This window comes from Cupriavidus sp. CuC1, from assembly GCF_044627735.1.
GTDB lineage: Bacteria > Pseudomonadota > Gammaproteobacteria > Burkholderiales > Burkholderiaceae > Cupriavidus > Cupriavidus ulmosensis.
On sequence record NZ_JBIUHC010000063.1, the window covers coordinates 1 to 16,742 of the forward strand.

Here is a 16,742-nt window from a genome sequence, read left to right on the forward strand (position 1 = left end):
ATGGAAGGGATGAGTAACCCGGAACGATTGCATCCCACCGGTCAGATCACGTGTAGTTGACTGCTTTTGAGAAGGGCCGCGTGGAACGGATGAATAGCACGCTGCAGGACCGTCTGGTCAAGGAACTGCGGCTGTGTGGTATCTCGTCTCAGGCGGACGCCAACGCCTTCGTACCAGCCTTCTTGGTCGACTTCAATGGGCGCTTTGTCAAGCCGCCCGGAAGCGACTTTGATGCGCATCGCGCAGTGCGAGCCGATGAGGACCTGGAGCGAATCTTTACCTGGCACAAGTGGCGCAAGGTGTCACAGAGCCTGACGCTGCAGTACGATAAGACGCTATATTTGCTGGCAGACCAGCCCGACCATCGCCGCCTGATTCATCGCTATATCGAAGTGGCAGAGTACCCGGATGGGCGCATCGAGATCTGGGCCGATGGCGCTACCCTGCCCTACACCACCTATGACCGTCTATCAGAGATTGACCAAGGCGCGATCGTCGAGAACAAGCGTCTCGGTCACGTACTGCGCGTGGCGCAGGAGATGCAGGCCAAGCGGGATAGCCGGCGCAGCGCCGGCGCCCCCGCCAGAATCAATGCAGGCAAGCCGCCGCGGCCTCACAAGGCCGCCCTGGGCAAGAAGCCTCAGCGACAGCTCAGCGCCACCGACTTTGCATGCTGTGCTCGGAACAGCCTTCAAAGCCGGATGGACGTGGGTGCAACATCGGTTTATCGCTCGATCCCCCCGTGATCACCTTGGAGGGCTGCGTTCCCTCCCCTTCAATGCATGCCTGGATCGCGACGCGCATGGAGATTCTCCCATAGTGTCAGTAATCCATCGCGCCCTGGCGAACTGACGCGGCGCCTTGATGTAGCCTGCAGCGCGACCGTTGGACCGCTCAACGGCGGTCGTCGAGAAGGGGCGGTCACCACTGAGTTTCCTGCTCCAGGCGCTGCCCGACGCTCCTCACATTGACCTTGACGCTGGAGTTCGGAAGTTTCCGCCCGCCCCGATACGCTTGGCGCAGAAAGATCTGCGCCAAGCGATAAGACATCACGCTGGCATACCGGCACTGGAGCCAGTCCACCGTCTGGAACTGTTGAAGCAGTTCGTGCCTCTCGCGTATGAACAAGCCCAAGCCGGATGCAGGTGCGAAATCGGCTTTGCGCTCGAGCACTCCGACCGTGATGACCTTGGAGGGCTGTCCCTGGTGACCTGCCCCGCCGTGCTTGATGATCGATAATCTATGCAATTTGCCATCGCCAGAAACACGGGCTGCCGATGGCGTTTGGGTTGCGCGAGCATGAGCGCTTCCATCAAGCCAGGTTCTCCCGCGGCTCTATCTGCCTTCCGCCGGACTGGCTTTGCGCGCGTAAAAGGCCGAGACCTCTTCCATTTCCTGCGCGGTCATCCCACGCACCATGTTGCGCATCTGCGCTTCTGGATCGTTGTGGCGATTGCCTTGCGCGAAGGCCTTGAGTTGCCCTACCAGGTACTCCTTTGGCATGCCTTCCAGCCAGGGGGCGCCCAGTTTCTGGTCAACGCCGCCGTGGCAGGAAATGCACGGGGCGATATTGCGCATCGGGTCGCCCACGCGCACCAACGGCGGGAGCGACTCGTCGTAGGTGGTCGGGGCGGTTCTTGCCTTGGGCAGGGACGCAAAGTAAGCCGCGAGGTCTTCGATATCCTTGTCGGGCAGACGCGTTGCCAGAGCCTCCATGATCGAACTTGCGCGCTTGCCGCTCTTGTAGTCATGCAATTGCTTGATGACCACCTCGGGATATTGCCCGGCAAGATTGGGCGCGTTCGAGATACTTATGCCTTGCGCGCCATGGCACATGGTGCAGTTAAGCGCGAGCGTTGCGCCCCGGCCAATCGAGTCGCTGGCGCCAGCCCGCGCCATGTCTCGCTCGAGTACGACATTGGATGAGCCGGGCCCGGCCTTCACGGCTGCCCCGCTGCTCCAGGAGGCGGGTACGCCCGCCGCGCGGCAAATGCTGGCCCAGATTCCCTGGGCGGTGAAATCGCCATGGACGGACGGCAGCCATACGAACCCTACGAGTATCGACAGTACGGTAAAGATTGAAAGGGACAACAGGCTCCAACGGAACCACGGGTTGCGCCATGCATACATGCCGCCTTCGTGCATCATCGGCTCCCGATTGGTACGACCGGCACGGATGCTTCCTTCAAGGACGCCAGTTGCACGATGGGGTATCCATAGTTGACGACGGTTAGACCAATCATCATTGCGACCCAAAGGCCAAGTCCATTCAATGCCACCGGTGCCGGAGCACCTGCATGGACAGGCTCGCTGAAGGTATATGGCGCGGGAACTGCCGTGCCCTTGCGCGCTCGCGCCAGAACGAAGACAAAGAGAAATACGGAAATGACAAGCAGCAAGCCGCCCGCTGCCGATGCTGTCACTGTCCACGCCTGCGGGTGGATAGCCGGATGCGTGTAGTCGTAGTAAGCCATGCGCCGCGGCATGCCAAGCAGCCCCACCAGGTGCCACGGCAGCGATAAAACCAGCATGCCAACGAACCATAGCCACAGTTGCAGCTTCATAATTCCTTTTGACAGCGGCTTGCATTGCATCAGTTGTGGCCATAGGTCGTACGCGACTACCATGTACATGATGACGATGGCCCCGGCAAAGATGAGGTGAAAGTGGCCGGTGACCCACTGCGTGTTGTGGATGGTCTCGTTGAGCTGGTAGCTCATGTTGATGAGTCCCCCTGCACCGCCGAAGCCCAGCATAATGAAGGAAAAGGTCACCGCCAGCATCACGGGGTTGTCCCAAGGCAGCGCCTTGACCCAACCGAACAACCCTTTGCCACCACGCAGCCGACCGGCAATCTCGACCGACGCGACGATGGTGAACACAGTCAGCAGCGTCGGCACGGACACCATGGCGGTCATCGCCGCGTGCACAAACTTGAACCCGGCACCCACCTGCGGGTCGGCGAACAGATGGTGGATGCCGATGGGCATCGAGAACACCAGAAAGAGGACGAATGCGACGCGCCCCATCGTATCGCTATACAGGCGTCCTCCAATCGCGCGCGGCACGATCGTATAGAACGCGATATACGCCGGCATCAGCCAGAAGTAGACGATGGCATGCAGCGTCCACGAAAAGAAGACTCGTGCCAGGCCCGCATTGATGGTGTCGGTCAGGCCCAGCGATGCGGGAAGGATAAGCACGAGCACTTCAATGGCGGCGCCCAACGAAGTCCAGGCCCAAAGGTAGGCACCCGCAACGTTACCAAACATCGCCAACGGAACGGTTGCGCCGGGATTGTCGTCTTTCCAAGACCTCAGGTTGATGGCCATCAGCGCCACCCAGATCCAGGAGCCTACGACCACCAGCACGACGCCAAGGTAGTAGAACGGGCTTCCGATCATGGGCGGGTAGAAGGTGTACAGGATCGACGCCTTGCCAATCGCCATGGTGACGGCTGCCATGGCGGTGCCGCCCACCACCAGCCAAAAGCCGCCCCAGGCCCATCGCACGCCGATCAACGGCCTTTTCAGCGCAAGTTCCGTGATGGCGTAGCCGAAGCCCATGGCTACCAGCGTGGGCAGCACGTAAGCCATCACGGTGCCGTGTGCCGTCACCGATCGATAGTAGTGCTCCGGGTTGTTGACCCACGCATGCAGCGGACTGCGAATGTACATCTGCCATTCGCCAAGCAGGATCGCGCCGAGGAAGGCGACGAAGGCGACCCAGAAATGGGCCAGCACGAGTCTTCTAGCGAGGAACACAGGTCAGCCTTTCTTCTGTACGCGTCTTGGCGAGAAACTCGTCGCGCGGTAGCACTTGCACGCGACCCCACATGGCTTCATGTCCGGTGCCGCAGTATTCATGGCACGGCATCAATTGCTCGCCCGTAGTGCGAAACCTGGTGGTGAACGTCGACACGAAACCCGGGATCAGCATTGTGTTGGCATTGGTTGTTCCGACGATAAAGCCGTGTACGACGTCGGTGCTGGTGGCGCGGAAGGTAATGGGCAGGTCCGCGGGTACGACGATGCATTGCGGCACGAAGGAGTACTGCTGGGCTACGACGCGGACAATCACCTTGCCGTCATTGTCCATCGCGGTGCCTAAGTTGCTTTCAACGAATTCGCCCCGGATGTGCAAGGTTTTCACGTCGATGGTCTCTACCCTGGACGGCGGCATGGCCGCCCAGTGAAGGCTGGTGATGATCATCATCACCACCAGGGAAGCGACGATGATCCCAACGATGATGGCCCAGCGGCGTTCTGCCGCGACGGCGACAAATTCCGCGTGGTGGCTGCCATCGGGCGCCGGGGAGTTGGTATCGGCGCTCACCGAACCGCGCCTCGTGGCAGATAGACAAACAGATAGAAGCCGAAATAGATAGCAATCACGATGGCGGTCGCGACGCCGGCTATCGCAAACGTTCCCGACGGGCCGCGGCTGACGATCCGGGCGACCTCCTCGTCCAGTCGTCTTGCTTCCTCACTCTCAATGGGATCGGCCATCTCTTTCCTCACTCAGGAAGCAGCGTACGAAGATCGTTGGCCTGGGCCGGTGTCACGGGCGTACCGCTATTGCCCCATGCAACACGGATATACGTGACTACGGCAGACACCTCTTGATCGTTCAGGATATGCGAGAAGGGGGGCATGCCATGAGGCCGCGGGTTCTTCGCGGTACCGGGCGCATAGCCGCCGTTGAGCACCATGCGAATGGAATTGACGGGCGACAACATGGTGAGGGACTGATTGGCCGCCAGTGGAGGAAATGCCGGCGGCTGCCCTTTGCCTTCCGCGCCGTGGCAGACAGCGCATTGCAGTGCGTACACCTTGCGGCCCAGTTCCATCACAGCCGGATCGACCAGGCGCGCCTGGCTGGTGGGAGGCGTTTCGGCATCCCTTTGCGGCAGTGCCTTGAGATAGACTGCCGTCGCCTCGACGTCGGCATCGCTAAGATACTGAAGGCTGTTGTAGACCACCTCGGCCATCGGGCCGTACACCGTCGCCCGGTGCGAAACGCCTATTTGCAGGAGATCCGAGATGTCCTTGATGGCCCAGTTTCCTAGCCCGGCCTCCTGGTTGGAGGTGAGTGAAGGCGCATACCAGTTCTGGTTGGGGATCATGCCGCCTTCGAACGCCTTCGACTCGCTCGAACCGCCCAACATGTTGATGGCCGTATGGCACATCGCGCAATGCCCCAGGCCCTGTACCAGGTACGCGCCGCGGTTCCATTGCGTGGATTGCTTGGGATCGGCGACGTACTCGCCCTCCTTGAAGTACAGCGTTCTCCAGCCGATCAACAGTTCGCGCTTGTTGAAGGGGAAACGCAGCTCGTGCGCGCGATTGGCCTGCTTTACCGGCGCAACGGACATGAGATAGGCAAAGATCACATCCGAGTCGGCCCGCGTCACTTTGGTATAGGAAGCGAACGGCATGGCGGGATACAACAGCGCCCCGTCACGCGAGACGCCGGTGTGCATCATTCGGTAGAAGTCGTCGGCGGTCCATTGGCCAATGCCGGTTTCATCGTCTGGCGTGATGTTAGGGACGAAGAGGCTGCCAAACGGCGTGGCCATCGCCCGGCCTCCCGCGAAGGGCTTGCCGTTCGGCGCCGTATGGCAGGCCACGCAGTCGCCGGCGCGGGCGAGATACTCTCCGCTGTCGATGATCTGTGTGGTCGCATTGACTGGCCGGACGCCCATTTTTTCAGGAAGCTTGCCGGGACGGAACCAGTACACGGCGACCACCGCGGCCACGGCTGCGGCCAGCAGGACGGCAATTCCGATCCCAATACGCGCGCTCGTTCGCATACGGCTTATCGCTGGCTGCCGCATGCCAGAGGCATGCGCACAAGGTTGGACGACTCGGGCGACAGGTCCTTCGGCGCGGGCTGCAGCGACAACCAAGCCGCTACCGCCGTGACGTCGCTATCGGAAAGCCGCGTAGCGATGCGCTTCATGCAATCGGGCTCGGCGGCATGGCGGTCGCCGACCCGCCAGCGCGTCAGCTGGGCCACGATATAGGTCGGACGTAGCCCGATCAAACCTGGAATGCCCGGCTCCATGCCGGTCAGCCCGGCCCCATGGCATGTCGCGCACGCGGGGACATTCTTGCTGGCATCGCCGGCGCGTACCAGGGCCTGGCCTCGTGCCACCGTGGCGGGATCCGTGGTTCCGGCCTCCTGGGCCGCGAACGGCGGCCTTTGTTTGGCGAAGTGGTCGGCGATTTCCCGCAGGTAGGCGTCGGGCAAGTAGGCGACCAGGTAGTTCATGGGCGGGTACTTGCGCGTGCCGTCCCGGAAGGCCACCAGTTGATTGTAGAGATAGCCCGCGGGCTTTCCGGCGATGCGCGGGTAGTAGCCGTTGCTCGTGCCTTGTCCGCTCTGGCCGTGACAGGTCACGCATCCCTGCACCCTGGCCTCCAGCGAGTCGACCTGCTTGAACGCGGGGACAGCCTCGGCCGTAGCCTGTGCCAGCGCCCATCCGGGAGCGCCAAGCAGGCATGCGAGGAAAGCCGCCATTCTTGGTCTTCGCATTGGATTGTGACGTCGTCACCCTTTGGCGAAACCTCTGCCGCTGGCAGAGGCGGACGCCGGACGCCGCCAATATGCCGCCTGAGAGTTGCGCTGCGTTGTGTTTGCTGCGCTATCAGCGTAGGCGGTCACGACGGTTAAAGTCAATGTACGCTTGGCGGCCCATCGCGTGGAGCGTAGGATCGCTGGCGTACGTCGTCCTGGAACCGGGCGGCCTTATGGACCTCCTTTGCCCCGGGAGATCCGCTCGTCACTCATTCAGCCCGCACCTTGACGTAGCGGCCGGGCGCCGGCTCGATCACGGCGTACTTCTTGCTTCCGAGCTGACTGCGCGCGTCGACGGGCTTGCCTGCCTTGGGCGCGAGCCACTTGATCCAGTGGGGCCACCAGCTACCCGGTGTCGCTTCGGCACTGGCAAGCCATTGATCGGCATCGTCGCCCAGCGTACCGCCGGTCCAGTAGCGGCGCTTGTTCTTGGACGCCGGATTGATAACGCCCGCGATGTGGCCGCTCGCGCCAAGCACAAACTGGGTCTTGCCCCCGACCAGTTGCGTCGTTCGGTAGGCGGACTTCCAGGGCACGATGTGGTCGTCCTGCGTCGCCAGCACATAGCTGGGCAGATCGATACGGCCCAGGTCCACGGGCGTGCCGCACATTGTCAGCCGGTCCGCCACGCACAGGTTGTTCTCGAGGTACATATTCCGCAGGTACCAGGCGTACATCGGCCCCGGCAGGTTGGTGCTGTCGGCGTTCCAGTAAAGCAGGTCGAATGCCTCGGGCGACTTGCCCTTCAGGTAGTGGTTGATGACGTTCGGCCAGATCAGGTCATTGGCGCGCAGCGTCTGGAACACGAAGCCGAGTTCGGCGCCGGGGTAGATGCCGCCCTGCCCGATCGCCTGCTCGCGCGATGCCACGCCTTGCTCGTCGATGAATACGCCGAGGTCGCCGGGGTCCTGGAAGTCGAGCATGGTGGTCAGCAGGGTCAGGCTGGCCACGGAGGTGTCTGCGCGCGCACGCAGCACCGCGAGCGCGCAGGAGAGGATCGTGCCACCCACGCACCAGCCGAGCGCGTTGAGTTTGTCGGCGCCGCTGATGGCCAGCGCCACCTCGATCGCTCTCATGACGCCCTGGCTCAGGTAATCATCCCAGGTAATGTGGCCACAAGTGGCGTCGGGGTTGCGCCACGACACCAGAAAGAGCGTGTGGCCTTGTTCGACGGCGAACCGCACAAACGAGTTCTCTGGCTGCAAGTCCAGGATGTAGAACTTGTTGATGGACGGCGGCACGATCAGCAGCGGGCGCGTTGCCACCCGTTCGGTCAGCGGCGCGTACTGGATCAGTTGAAAAAGCGCGTTCTCGAACACAACCGCGCCTTCGGACACTGCCACGTTCTTGCCGATCTCGAACGCAGTCTCGTCGGTGATCGACAGCCCGCCTTTGCGCATGTCCGCCAGGAGGTTCTTGAGGCCGGCCTGCAGGCTCTCGCCACGCGTCTCGAACGCGAGTTGCATCACCTCCGGATTGGTGGCGGCGAAGTTGGCCGGGCTCATCGAGTCGATGAACTGGCGCGTGTAGAAGCGCAGCCGTTGCTTGGTGGGCTCGTCAAGCGCCGCGGCCTCGACCATGTCGCCGGCTAGTCTGGCGTTGAGCAGGTAACTTTGCTTGAGCAGGCTGTAGGCGGGATTGTCGCGCCATTCGACGGCGCTGAAGCGGCGGTCGCCCCGCTCGGGCGCGACCACCGCGTCGGGCAGTTGACCGGCCATGTTGGCTATCATCCGCGTCCACAGCGCGAGCTGCTGCTGGAAATAGTTCAATTGCAGATCCGCGAACGGTCCGGCGCCGGACTGCGCAGATGGAGCGCCGGAGCCGGGGACCTGTGCGGCTGGGTTAAGCATCATGGCCTGCCACAGGCTCTGTCCCGACTTGATGAAACCCTGAATATATTCGTCAGGAACCTTGTGGGGCGATGCCATTGTTTTCTCCATGGTGTCGGGTGCCGTGGCGGCCCTCGGCCGGCGCGTCCATGCCTGGCCTACTTGGGCTGCATCAACTTCTTCATCTCCTCCATATGCTGCGTGGCCCGCTGCGTGATGGTAGCCAGCGCATCGACCTGCGACCTGCGTGCCATCTCCGCGAGATCCTTCATATCGGTCAGCGCTGTCTGGTAAGGCACGCCAATCATCTCCGCCTGCTTGGCAGGGTCGATCGAGCCAGCGCCGCCGGCCTGGGCCTTGGCAAAGTCCTGAATTCCCTGCATGGTCCGGGTCAGGATCTCGGTTTGCTTCTGTGCCATTGCCTGCATCGCCTCATAGGCGACCTTGTTGCTCTCGGCTAGCGCTTCCATGTCCTTGCGCCGCGACTCGATGATCGGCGACATATCAAGCCCGGGGATCTTGAATTGCTGAATCATCTTGGTCACGTCGGCGAAGGGGTTGGTTTCGGTAGTCATGTTTGTCTCCCGTTGAATGGGACCGTTGCGGGTTCGCAGGCTGGCAGCGGCGATGATCGCCGCCGAGATCACGCTGGCGGTCAGCATGCCATGGGCAATCCGCCCGCCCCTTGAACTGGGTGGTCCGGGCGAATTCCTCGTTGATGTGCACCGCGTTGTTGTCGCCCGAGACGGCGGCGAACAGGACGATGTCCGCCTCCGTGATCGTCCTGGGGAAGGTGGCGGTATGCCCGGTTCCAAAATCCTCATAGTCGTAGCCGTCGAGTACGTTCATGACTCCTGCGTTACGCGGCCTTGGGCAGGACGGGGATATCCGCCGCTTGCAACGCGCCCTTGCGTTGTCCCCCCGCGCCCTTCTTGATAAAGCCGAAAGGCTTCCCTAGCGGCAGGAGCACCCGGCCAAAGTAGGTGTTTAGGAACACGGCGCCGGCGCAATACAAGCCCAGGAACGAAATGAGCAGTTCGGAATAGGCGGCAAGCTGGGAGAACAAGCCTCGGTGGAGGTCCAGTATCGACAGCCCCAGCGACGGCAGCAGAATATTGATCAGCACCAGGATGGCCGCGAACACCTTGTTCGCCTCGAACGCGGCGACCATGATAAACAGCGAGAAGATCGTATAGCCGAAGCAGGCGAAGGCAAGCTGCCTGGGATCCGCCTTGTCGCCGACAGCGCCGAACCAACCTACGCTGATCGCCCAGTGCATTGCGACCGCAATCCAGAACAAACCGTACGCGCCCAGCACAATCGCGCCGAAATAGTTGTTCTTCTTGAAATCAACGAACGATGCCCAGATCTGCGCGACGGATCCCAGGAACAATGCCCAAGGGATGAGATAGGTAACGCCGGTAGTCCATCCCATCTTCTGGGACGCCGCCACGAAGGTCACCATGGCCAATCCGAAGACACCCAGCGCGGTGGGGTCGGACATCAGAATTTTCGTCTCTGTGACGTTTGGCGAGGCATGCATTTCAGATACTCCCCAGACACTTCTGCGGTCAGCGCGACCGGCCATCGATTGAGAGGCCTTCGGTGTCATAGCCGTTGACCTCGTTCCTTCCTTCTGCCTCCCGTGAACAGGTCGAGGTCAGAACAGCGTTTCGTCCAGCGCGAGTACCGAACTGGCACCGTTGACAATCGCCTCGCGGTAGGCCTGTGCCAGCGGCAATACGTGCTCCGCATAGAAATGTGCCGTGACCATCTTGGCCCGGTAGAATCCTGCGTCGGGCTCCGCCAGCTTCGCCTTGGCGATCAATGCGGCGCGGGCCATCAGCCAGCCTCCCACGACCGTGCCGAATAGCATCAGATAAGGCACCGCGCCGGCTGCCGCGCGGGCGGGCTCGCGATCGTAGGTCGCGAGCAGCCAGTCGGTTGCCTTCTCCAGCGCTACCGTGCCGCGCTGCAAGGATGCCGCGATGCCATGGAGTTCCTTGCCGCCCGCAGCTTCGAGCGCAGCCAAGGTCTCGTTCATCTCGCCGAGCAGGACGTTCAGCGTGGCACCCCGCTCGCGCGCCACCTTGCGCCCGATCAGGTCGTTGGCCTGAATGCCAGTCGTACCCTCGTAGATGGTAGTGATGCGCGCATCGCGCATATGCTGGCAGGCGCCGGTCTCTTCGATGAATCCGACCCCGCCGTGCACTTGAATGCCGAGCGACGTGATGTCGAGCGCGTTTTCCGTGCACCAGCCTTTGACCACGGGTGTCAGGAGATCCGTCAGCGCCTGGCACTTCTGGCGTTCGGTCGCATCCGGATGGGAATGCGCCTTATCCATCTGGGCGGCGGTGAAATAGGCCAGTGCCCGCATCGCCTCGATGCGGGCTTTCATGCTCATCAGCATGCGGCGCACATCGGGATGCCGGATGATGGGTACGGGCGGGCCGGATGTCGCCCCGATGGGGCGGCTTTGCACGCGTTCCCGTGCGTAGCCCAACGCCTGCTGGTAGGCACGCTCAGAAATGGCCACGCCTTCCAGGCCGACGTTGAGGCGGGCGTGGTTCATCATCGTGAACATGTATCCAATGCCGCGGTTCGCCTCTCCCACAAGGTAACCAATGGCGCCCTCGTTCTCCCCAAAAACCATGACCGCCGTGGGACTGGCGTGGATGCCCATCTTGTGCTCGATCGACGCACACGTCAGGTCATTGCGCTGGCCCAGGCTGCCATCCGGTTTCACCAGGAACTTGGGGACGACAAACAGCGAAATCCCCTTCGTGCCCTCGGGCGCGTCGGGCAGGCGTGCAAGCACCATGTGGATGATGTTCTCCGCCATGTCATGCTCGCCCCAGGTGATGAAGATCTTCGTGCCGGTGATGCGGTAGTGGTCGCCCTCGGGTTCGGCCTTGGTGCGGATCGCGGAGAGGTCCGAGCCAGCCTGCGGCTCGGTGAGATTCATGGTGCCGGTCCATTCGCCCGAGACCATCTTCGGCAGGTAGCGTTGCTGGTCCCGCGCCGAGCCATGATGCGCGATCGCCGCCACGGCGCCCAGCGTCAGCATCTGGCACAGAGAGAAGGCCATGTTGGAAGCCTTCCACATCTCAAGCACCGGGGTGGACACCAGCGAAGGAAGGCCCATGCCACCGAAGTCGGGACTCGCCGGCATGGCGTTCCAGCCGTTCTCGATGAACTGGCCGTAGGCCGCCTTGAATCCGTCCGCTGTCGTTCTCCATCCGTGCACGCACTGCCCTGGCGATCGCCCTGGGCGTTTATGGGCGCGAGCACCTCCGTCGCAAATTTCGCCGCCTCGAGGAGGATCGATTCTACAACCTCGGGTGTGGCTTCCTCGTTGCCCGGCAGCGCGGTGATCTCGGCCAGACCCGCCAATTCGTTCATCGCGAAAAGCATGTCGCGTATGGGTGCCACGTACGTGGTCATCTTGGTGTCCTTCATATGCCAGGTTCAACGCTAGAGTGCCTTTACCTGTTCGCGCAAAATGAACTTCTGAATCTTGCCGGTCGCGCTCTTTGCCAATGGGCCGAAGATAACCGTCTTCGGTACTTTGAAACGCGCCATCCGTTCGCGGCAGAAGTCGATGATCTCGCGCTCCGTGGCCTGTCCGCCCTCCTTGAGTTCGATAAAGGCGCACGCAACCTCTCCCCATTTCTCGTCGGGGCGCGCCACCACCGCAGCGCCTATCACGGCGGCATGGCGGTAGAGGACATCCTCCACTTCGAGCGAGGAAATGTTTTCACCGCCCGAAATGATCACATCCTTCGAGCGGTCCTTGATCTTGACGTAGCCATCGGCGTGGACCACCGCCAGATCGCCGCTATGGAACCAGCCGCTGGCAAACTCCTTCTCCGTCGCATGGGGGTTCTTGAGATAGCCCTTCATGGTCAAGTTGCCGCGGAACATGATCTCGCCCATGGTCTCGCCATCCCATGGTACGGGCTTCATGCTTGTCGGATCCATGACCGTCATGCCTTCCTGCATCGGCGCCCGCACGCCCTGGCGGCCATTGAGCTCGGCACGCTGCTCCAGAGGCAGTGCGTTCCAGCTTTCTTGCTTGGCGCATACGGAGGCGGGGCCGTAGGTCTCGGTCAACCCGTAGACGTGCGTAATGTCGAAGCCGATCCGCTCCATGCCCTCGATGACCGAGGCCGGTGGCGCGGCGCCGGCGATAAGGGCGTAAACCTTTTGCTCGATGCCGCTGCGCATCTCTTCCGGCGCATTGATCAGCATGCTGTGCACGATGGGCGCGGCACAGAAGTGCGTGACCTTGTGACGCTTGATCGCATCGAATATCGCCTTTGTATCCACCCGCCGCAGGCACACATTGACGCCGGCGTTGGCCGCCATGGTCCAGGGAAAGCACCAGCCATTGCAGTGGAACATGGGAAGCGTCCACAGATACACCGCATGGTGCGGCATGCCCCAGGACAGGATGTTCGATATCGCGTTGAGATAGGCGCCGCGATGGTGGTAGACCACACCTTTCGGGTTGCCGGTGGTGCCGGATGTGTAGTTCAGCGCTATGGCATCCCATTCATCCGCGGGGAGCGACCAGGCGAAGTCCGCGTCCCCTTCGAGGAGGAATGCTTCATAATCCATTTCGCCGAGTAGCTTCCCACCTTGATATTCAGGGTCATCGATGTCGATAACCAGCGGCCGCTCCTCGAGCATTGGAAGCACGTGCTCGATGGTTGCCGAGTACTCGCGGTCGGTGATCAGGACCTTCGCCTCGCCATGCTGCAGCATAAACGCAATGGCTTCCGCGTCGAGGCGAAGATTCAGGGTATTCAATACAGCACCGATCATCGGTACTGCGAAGTGCGCTTCGTACATGGCCGGCACGTTGGGTGCCATCAGCGCCACCGTATCGCCAACTCCGACACCGCGCTTGTTGAGCGCGGAGGCCAGGCGCCGGCAGCGGCGGTAGCATTCTTTCCACGTCATGCGCCATTCCCCGTGAATCATGGCGATGCGGTCCGGGTAAACGAAGGCAGCCCGTTCCAGGAAACTAAGGGGGGACAGCGGAACATAGTTCGCGCTGTTCTTCTCGAGTCCGAAGTTGAAAGGGTCGATGTGCGTCACAACGGTCTCCATTCGATTTCCGGCTGAGTCACCGTCCTGTACTTCTGCAAGTACATCCGAAATGATCAACCCTCGTTTCTGCAATTGGTCTGATTGATCCATCTCTATTTCCGGCTTGACGACTCTCTTGAATCACCTTAATCCATTTTCATCAAGGCGATTTCGCACGCCAGGACACAGAAACATCTTGCGTGAAACAGCCATGGAAATCGGTACGGTCGCGTACCTCGACCTAGAAGATCGCTGTGCCTGCCGTACCGGTTCTCATGAAAACCGGTACGGCAGCGTACCGACTTCCATCTCCGTTGCAGGCAAGTTGCAGGCACCGTGTCGGCTGTGCCCGAACCGTCGTTTCGCTGGTGCTCGCAAAGGTCGCGCGCGGAACCATCCCCGTCGGCCGTCCGCGCCAGGACCAACATGATCAGGATCGAAGAATGAAAGCGCTTGTCTATCTCGGCCCGGCGAAGAAAGCGCTGGAGGATCGGCCGAAGCCCACCATCATGGCGCCCACCGACGCGGTGGTCCGGATCAGCAAGATGACAATCTGCGGCACGGACTTGCACATTCTCAAGGGCGACGTTCCAAGCTGTCTGCCGGGCCGCGTCCTGGGTCATGAGGGCGTGGGCGTGGTCGAGGAGGCCGGCCCGGCCGTCGAAGCATTCAAGGTCGGAGACCGGGTCTTGATCTCCTGCATCAGCGCCTGCGGCAAGTGCACCTATTGCCGCAAGCTCATGTACTCGCATTGCACCAGCGGCGGCTGGATCCTCGGAAATACCATCGACGGCACGCAGGCTGAATTCGTCCGCATCCCCTATGCGGATACGAGCCTCTATCGCATCCCGGACAACGCGGACGAAGAGGCCCTGGTAATGCTGAGCGACATCCTGCCCACCGGCTTCGAATGCGGCGTTCTCAATGGGCAGGTCCAGCCCGGAAGTACCGTGGCCATCATTGGTGCCGGGCCAATCGGGTTGGCCGCCCTGCTCACCGCCCAGTTCTACTCGCCGGCCGAGATCATCATGATCGATCTCGACGAACACCGCCTGGGGGTGGCGAAGCGCTTCGGCGCGTCAGCCGTGGTCAACGGCACCGGCGGCAAGGCCAGGGAAATGGTGATGAAGCTAACGGGCGAGCGTGGCGTGGACACCGCTATCGAGGCTGTCGGCATTCCAGCGACCTTCGAACTGTGCGAAGACATAATCGCGCCGGGTGGCACCATCGCCAATATCGGCGTGCACGGGAAGAAGGTGGATCTCCATCTGGAACACTTGTGGGATCGCAACATCACCATCACTACGCGGCTTGTCGACACCATCAGCACGCCAATGCTGCTAAGCACCGTGCGGTCTCACAAGATTGACCCGAAACTCCTGATCACGCATCGCTTCAAGCTCGATCAAATCCTGGATGCCTACGAGACTTTCGGAAACGCCGCGGACACACGAGCGCTCAAGGTAATCATCGAGGCCTGGCGGCCGTGAACGGGCTCTCCATTCGACAATGCCTCGTACCCGGCCGTCACATCGAACAGTTTCTCGTCGATCGAACCTTGGCGCTGGCGTTGAAACCTGCCGTGAAGGCTGGCGAGCAGCTCGTCGATGTTCTTGTCGGCACGTTCCATCGCCGCCAGGCGGCTGGTGTTCTCGCTCGCCAGCGATTGGGCGCAAGCACGGAACAGGGAGATGAAGAGATGCTCGCGGATCAGTGCGCGCAGCGCCATGGTGCCGCGGCCCATCACTTCGGGCGGGTTCGGCGTTGGCCAGCGCTGCGCCACCAGGTCCGCTTCCCATTGCGCGTCAAGCGGCAGCAGGCGCTGGTCCCCCGGGTGGTAGAGGCCTCCTGGCTTCGGCCGGTTATAGAAGACGTGGATACGTGGTTGCGACTCCTGGCTTCGGTGCGTTTCCGTATCGACCTGGAGCCGGTCGACGAGCGGGGCGATGGTCTCGATCGAATTCGGTACCGCATAGGTGCCCGTCACGGCGACGCCCGCCTCCATCCGCCAGGCTGACGGTCTTGCCCTTGATGCCGGTGAACTGTTCGGTCGTGAAGAACGGCTGCGTCAGGAAGCGTTCCAGCCGGCGCGCGCGGGCGACCACGTTACGGTCGGCTGGCGAGAGTTGTTCGAGCCCCAGCATCGCGATGATGTCCTTGAGTTCCGCGTACTGCGCCAGCGTACGCCGGATGTCCTGCGCCAGCTGGTAGTGGTGCGTGCCGACGATGCCCGGCGTGGCCATCTTCGAGTTCGATTGGAGCGGATCCACGGCCGGGTAGAGGCCTTCGCTCGCGCGCTTGCGCGACAGGACGATGGACGCCGACAGGTGCGAGAAGGTGTGCACCGCCGCCGGGTCAGTGAAGTCATCCGCCGGCACATAGACAGCCTGGATCGACGTGATGGCACCGGTATCGGTGTTAGCGATCGTCAGCGCCGCGTGGCCAGCGCGGAAGCGCGCACCTGGCGGTTCGTTCATCTGGCCGAACACCATCACCATGTCCGGCAGGACGCCCGCTTCCTGCATGTCTTGGTAGAGCTCCTGCGCCTCGCGGCAACGCTCGCCGATGCCGCAGAAGAGGCTCAAGCCCTGGTGGTGCCCGACCATGTTGTGGATCAACTCGGTGAGCAGCACCGTCTTGCCGACACCCGCGCCACCGAACAGACCCGCCTTGCCTCCGGTTTCCAGCGGCAGCAGGACGTCGATGGCCTTGATGCCGGTCTCGAAGACCACCGACTGCGTGGAGCGCCGGGCTAGCGGCGGCGGCGCCCGGTGCACCGAGCGCCATTGAACATTGCGCGGCTCTGGCAGTTGGTCAATGGGATCGCCGAATACATCGAACATGCGCGACAAAATGCTCGCGCCGACTGGTGCTTGCAAGGGCGCGCCCGTGTCCTGCACGGCCATGCCTCGCGCCAGCCCCTGGGTGGAGGTCAGCGCAATACAGTGCACGTGTTGGCCATCGAGTTGCGCCAGGACTTCCATGGCGATCCGACCATCGGGCCCGGCACGGAGCAACGTGCGTATCGGCGGCAATCGTGCCGCGAACGACGACGCTGCCACGAACCGCGGCGACCGCGGCGACCGCGGCGACCGCGCCCCGGATCGTCGTCATCGGCAGCCCCTTCGTCAATCTGTGGATATCGCCCGCCCCACAATCCGGGGGTAGAAACTGGCGGGGCAACGCCGGACATCTTCCGAAAAATCCCGTGCCGACTTTGGTCTGTTGCGGCGTGCGCGC

General features: G+C 62.1%; 14 protein-coding genes and 2 pseudogenes. 2 read left to right on the top strand and 14 right to left on the bottom strand.

What is annotated here, in order from left to right:
* The first annotated feature begins 89 nt into the window (after nt 1-89).
* Nucleotides 90-746: a hypothetical protein gene (locus tag ACGLHR_RS25260; RefSeq protein ID WP_400096816.1), complete on the top strand. Its 657-nt coding sequence runs from the start codon at nt 90-92 to the stop codon at nt 744-746.
* A gap of 589 nt (nt 747-1,335) precedes the next feature.
* On the opposite strand, the gene ACGLHR_RS25265 is transcribed toward ACGLHR_RS25260, so the two are convergent.
* The 12 genes and pseudogenes from ACGLHR_RS25265 to ACGLHR_RS25320 form a co-directional block, all read right to left on the bottom strand.
* Nucleotides 1,336-2,148, bottom strand: a complete 813-nt coding sequence (locus tag ACGLHR_RS25265) for a c-type cytochrome (protein WP_400096817.1) — start codon at nt 2,146-2,148, stop codon at nt 1,336-1,338.
* Nucleotides 2,145-3,764: a cbb3-type cytochrome c oxidase subunit I gene (locus ACGLHR_RS25270; RefSeq protein WP_400096818.1), complete on the bottom strand. Its 1,620-nt coding sequence runs from the start codon at nt 3,762-3,764 to the stop codon at nt 2,145-2,147. The genes ACGLHR_RS25265 and ACGLHR_RS25270 overlap by 4 nt, the downstream gene beginning before the upstream one ends.
* Nucleotides 3,751-4,335, bottom strand: coding sequence for a cytochrome C oxidase subunit II (locus ACGLHR_RS25275; protein WP_400096819.1), 585 nt, complete (start codon nt 4,333-4,335; stop codon nt 3,751-3,753). Before ACGLHR_RS25275 ends, ACGLHR_RS25270 begins: the two co-directional genes overlap by 14 nt.
* Nucleotides 4,332-4,508 carry a hypothetical protein gene (locus ACGLHR_RS25280; protein WP_400096820.1) on the bottom strand — a complete coding sequence of 59 codons (177 nt, stop codon included), beginning with the start codon at nt 4,506-4,508 and terminating at the stop codon, nt 4,332-4,334. Before ACGLHR_RS25280 ends, ACGLHR_RS25275 begins: the two co-directional genes overlap by 4 nt.
* 8 nt (nt 4,509-4,516) lie before the next feature.
* Nucleotides 4,517-5,836, bottom strand: a complete 1,320-nt coding sequence (locus tag ACGLHR_RS25285) for a c-type cytochrome (RefSeq protein ID WP_400096821.1) — start codon at nt 5,834-5,836, stop codon at nt 4,517-4,519.
* Nucleotides 5,818-6,522 carry a cytochrome c gene (locus ACGLHR_RS25290; protein WP_267602593.1) on the bottom strand — a complete coding sequence of 235 codons (705 nt, stop codon included), beginning with the start codon at nt 6,520-6,522 and terminating at the stop codon, nt 5,818-5,820. The genes ACGLHR_RS25285 and ACGLHR_RS25290 overlap by 19 nt, the downstream gene beginning before the upstream one ends.
* A 266-nt stretch (nt 6,523-6,788) precedes the next feature.
* Nucleotides 6,789-8,507 (bottom strand): PHA/PHB synthase family protein, encoded by a 1,719-nt coding sequence (locus ACGLHR_RS25295; protein ID WP_400096822.1) that lies wholly within the window; start codon nt 8,505-8,507, stop codon nt 6,789-6,791.
* Nucleotides 8,508-8,566: 59 nt separating this feature from the next.
* Nucleotides 8,567-8,983, bottom strand: coding sequence for a phasin family protein (locus ACGLHR_RS25300; RefSeq protein ID WP_400096854.1), 417 nt, complete (start codon nt 8,981-8,983; stop codon nt 8,567-8,569).
* A gap of 54 nt (nt 8,984-9,037) precedes the next feature.
* A pseudogene (locus tag ACGLHR_RS25305) lies at nt 9,038-9,257 on the bottom strand (MaoC/PaaZ C-terminal domain-containing protein); the annotation flags it as partial.
* Between the two features lie 10 nt (nt 9,258-9,267).
* The gene (locus ACGLHR_RS25310; protein ID WP_400096823.1) at nt 9,268-9,912 is read right to left on the bottom strand and encodes an acetate uptake transporter; all 645 of its coding nucleotides are present in this window, start codon (nt 9,910-9,912) and stop codon (nt 9,268-9,270) included.
* A 156-nt stretch (nt 9,913-10,068) separates the two neighbouring features.
* Nucleotides 10,069-11,852 (bottom strand): annotated as a pseudogene (locus tag ACGLHR_RS25315) (acyl-CoA dehydrogenase).
* Nucleotides 11,853-11,882: 30 nt separating this feature from the next.
* Nucleotides 11,883-13,523 (bottom strand): acyl-CoA synthetase, encoded by a 1,641-nt coding sequence (locus tag ACGLHR_RS25320; protein WP_400096855.1) that lies wholly within the window; start codon nt 13,521-13,523, stop codon nt 11,883-11,885.
* Between the two features lie 422 nt (nt 13,524-13,945).
* Between ACGLHR_RS25320 and ACGLHR_RS25325 the strand changes: the two genes are divergently transcribed.
* Entirely contained in the window at nt 13,946-14,992 is a 1,047-nt protein-coding gene (locus ACGLHR_RS25325; protein ID WP_400096856.1) for a zinc-dependent alcohol dehydrogenase family protein, read from the top strand.
* Here ACGLHR_RS25325 and ACGLHR_RS25330 read toward each other — a convergent pair.
* Nucleotides 14,923-15,459, bottom strand: a complete 537-nt coding sequence (locus tag ACGLHR_RS25330) for a F0F1 ATP synthase subunit gamma (RefSeq protein WP_400096857.1) — start codon at nt 15,457-15,459, stop codon at nt 14,923-14,925. The genes ACGLHR_RS25325 and ACGLHR_RS25330 overlap by 70 nt on opposite strands.
* A complete protein-coding gene (locus ACGLHR_RS25335) occupies nt 15,365-16,486 on the bottom strand; it encodes a F0F1 ATP synthase subunit beta (protein WP_400096824.1) in 1,122 nt (373 codons plus the stop codon). Before ACGLHR_RS25335 ends, ACGLHR_RS25330 begins: the two co-directional genes overlap by 95 nt.
* Nucleotides 16,487-16,742 lie beyond the last annotated feature (256 nt).

Coding starts and splice junctions, on each gene's coding strand:
- ACGLHR_RS25260 (WP_400096816.1), top strand. CDS start 90: ATGAATAGCACGCTGCAGGACCGTCTGGTCAAGGAACTGCGGCTGTGT.
- ACGLHR_RS25265 (WP_400096817.1), bottom strand. CDS start 2,148: ATGATGCACGAAGGCGGCATGTATGCATGGCGCAACCCGTGGTTCCGT.
- ACGLHR_RS25280 (WP_400096820.1), bottom strand. CDS start 4,508: ATGGCCGATCCCATTGAGAGTGAGGAAGCAAGACGACTGGACGAGGAG.
- ACGLHR_RS25285 (WP_400096821.1), bottom strand. CDS start 5,836: ATGCGGCAGCCAGCGATAAGCCGTATGCGAACGAGCGCGCGTATTGGG.
- ACGLHR_RS25290 (WP_267602593.1), bottom strand. CDS start 6,522: ATGGCGGCTTTCCTCGCATGCCTGCTTGGCGCTCCCGGATGGGCGCTG.
- ACGLHR_RS25295 (WP_400096822.1), bottom strand. CDS start 8,507: ATGGCATCGCCCCACAAGGTTCCTGACGAATATATTCAGGGTTTCATC.
- ACGLHR_RS25300 (WP_400096854.1), bottom strand. CDS start 8,983: ATGACTACCGAAACCAACCCCTTCGCCGACGTGACCAAGATGATTCAG.
- ACGLHR_RS25310 (WP_400096823.1), bottom strand. CDS start 9,912: ATGTCCGACCCCACCGCGCTGGGTGTCTTCGGATTGGCCATGGTGACC.
- ACGLHR_RS25320 (WP_400096855.1), bottom strand. CDS start 13,523: ATGGAGACCGTTGTGACGCACATCGACCCTTTCAACTTCGGACTCGAG.
- ACGLHR_RS25325 (WP_400096856.1), top strand. CDS start 13,946: ATGAAAGCGCTTGTCTATCTCGGCCCGGCGAAGAAAGCGCTGGAGGAT.
- ACGLHR_RS25335 (WP_400096824.1), bottom strand. CDS start 16,486: ATGGAAGTCCTGGCGCAACTCGATGGCCAACACGTGCACTGTATTGCG.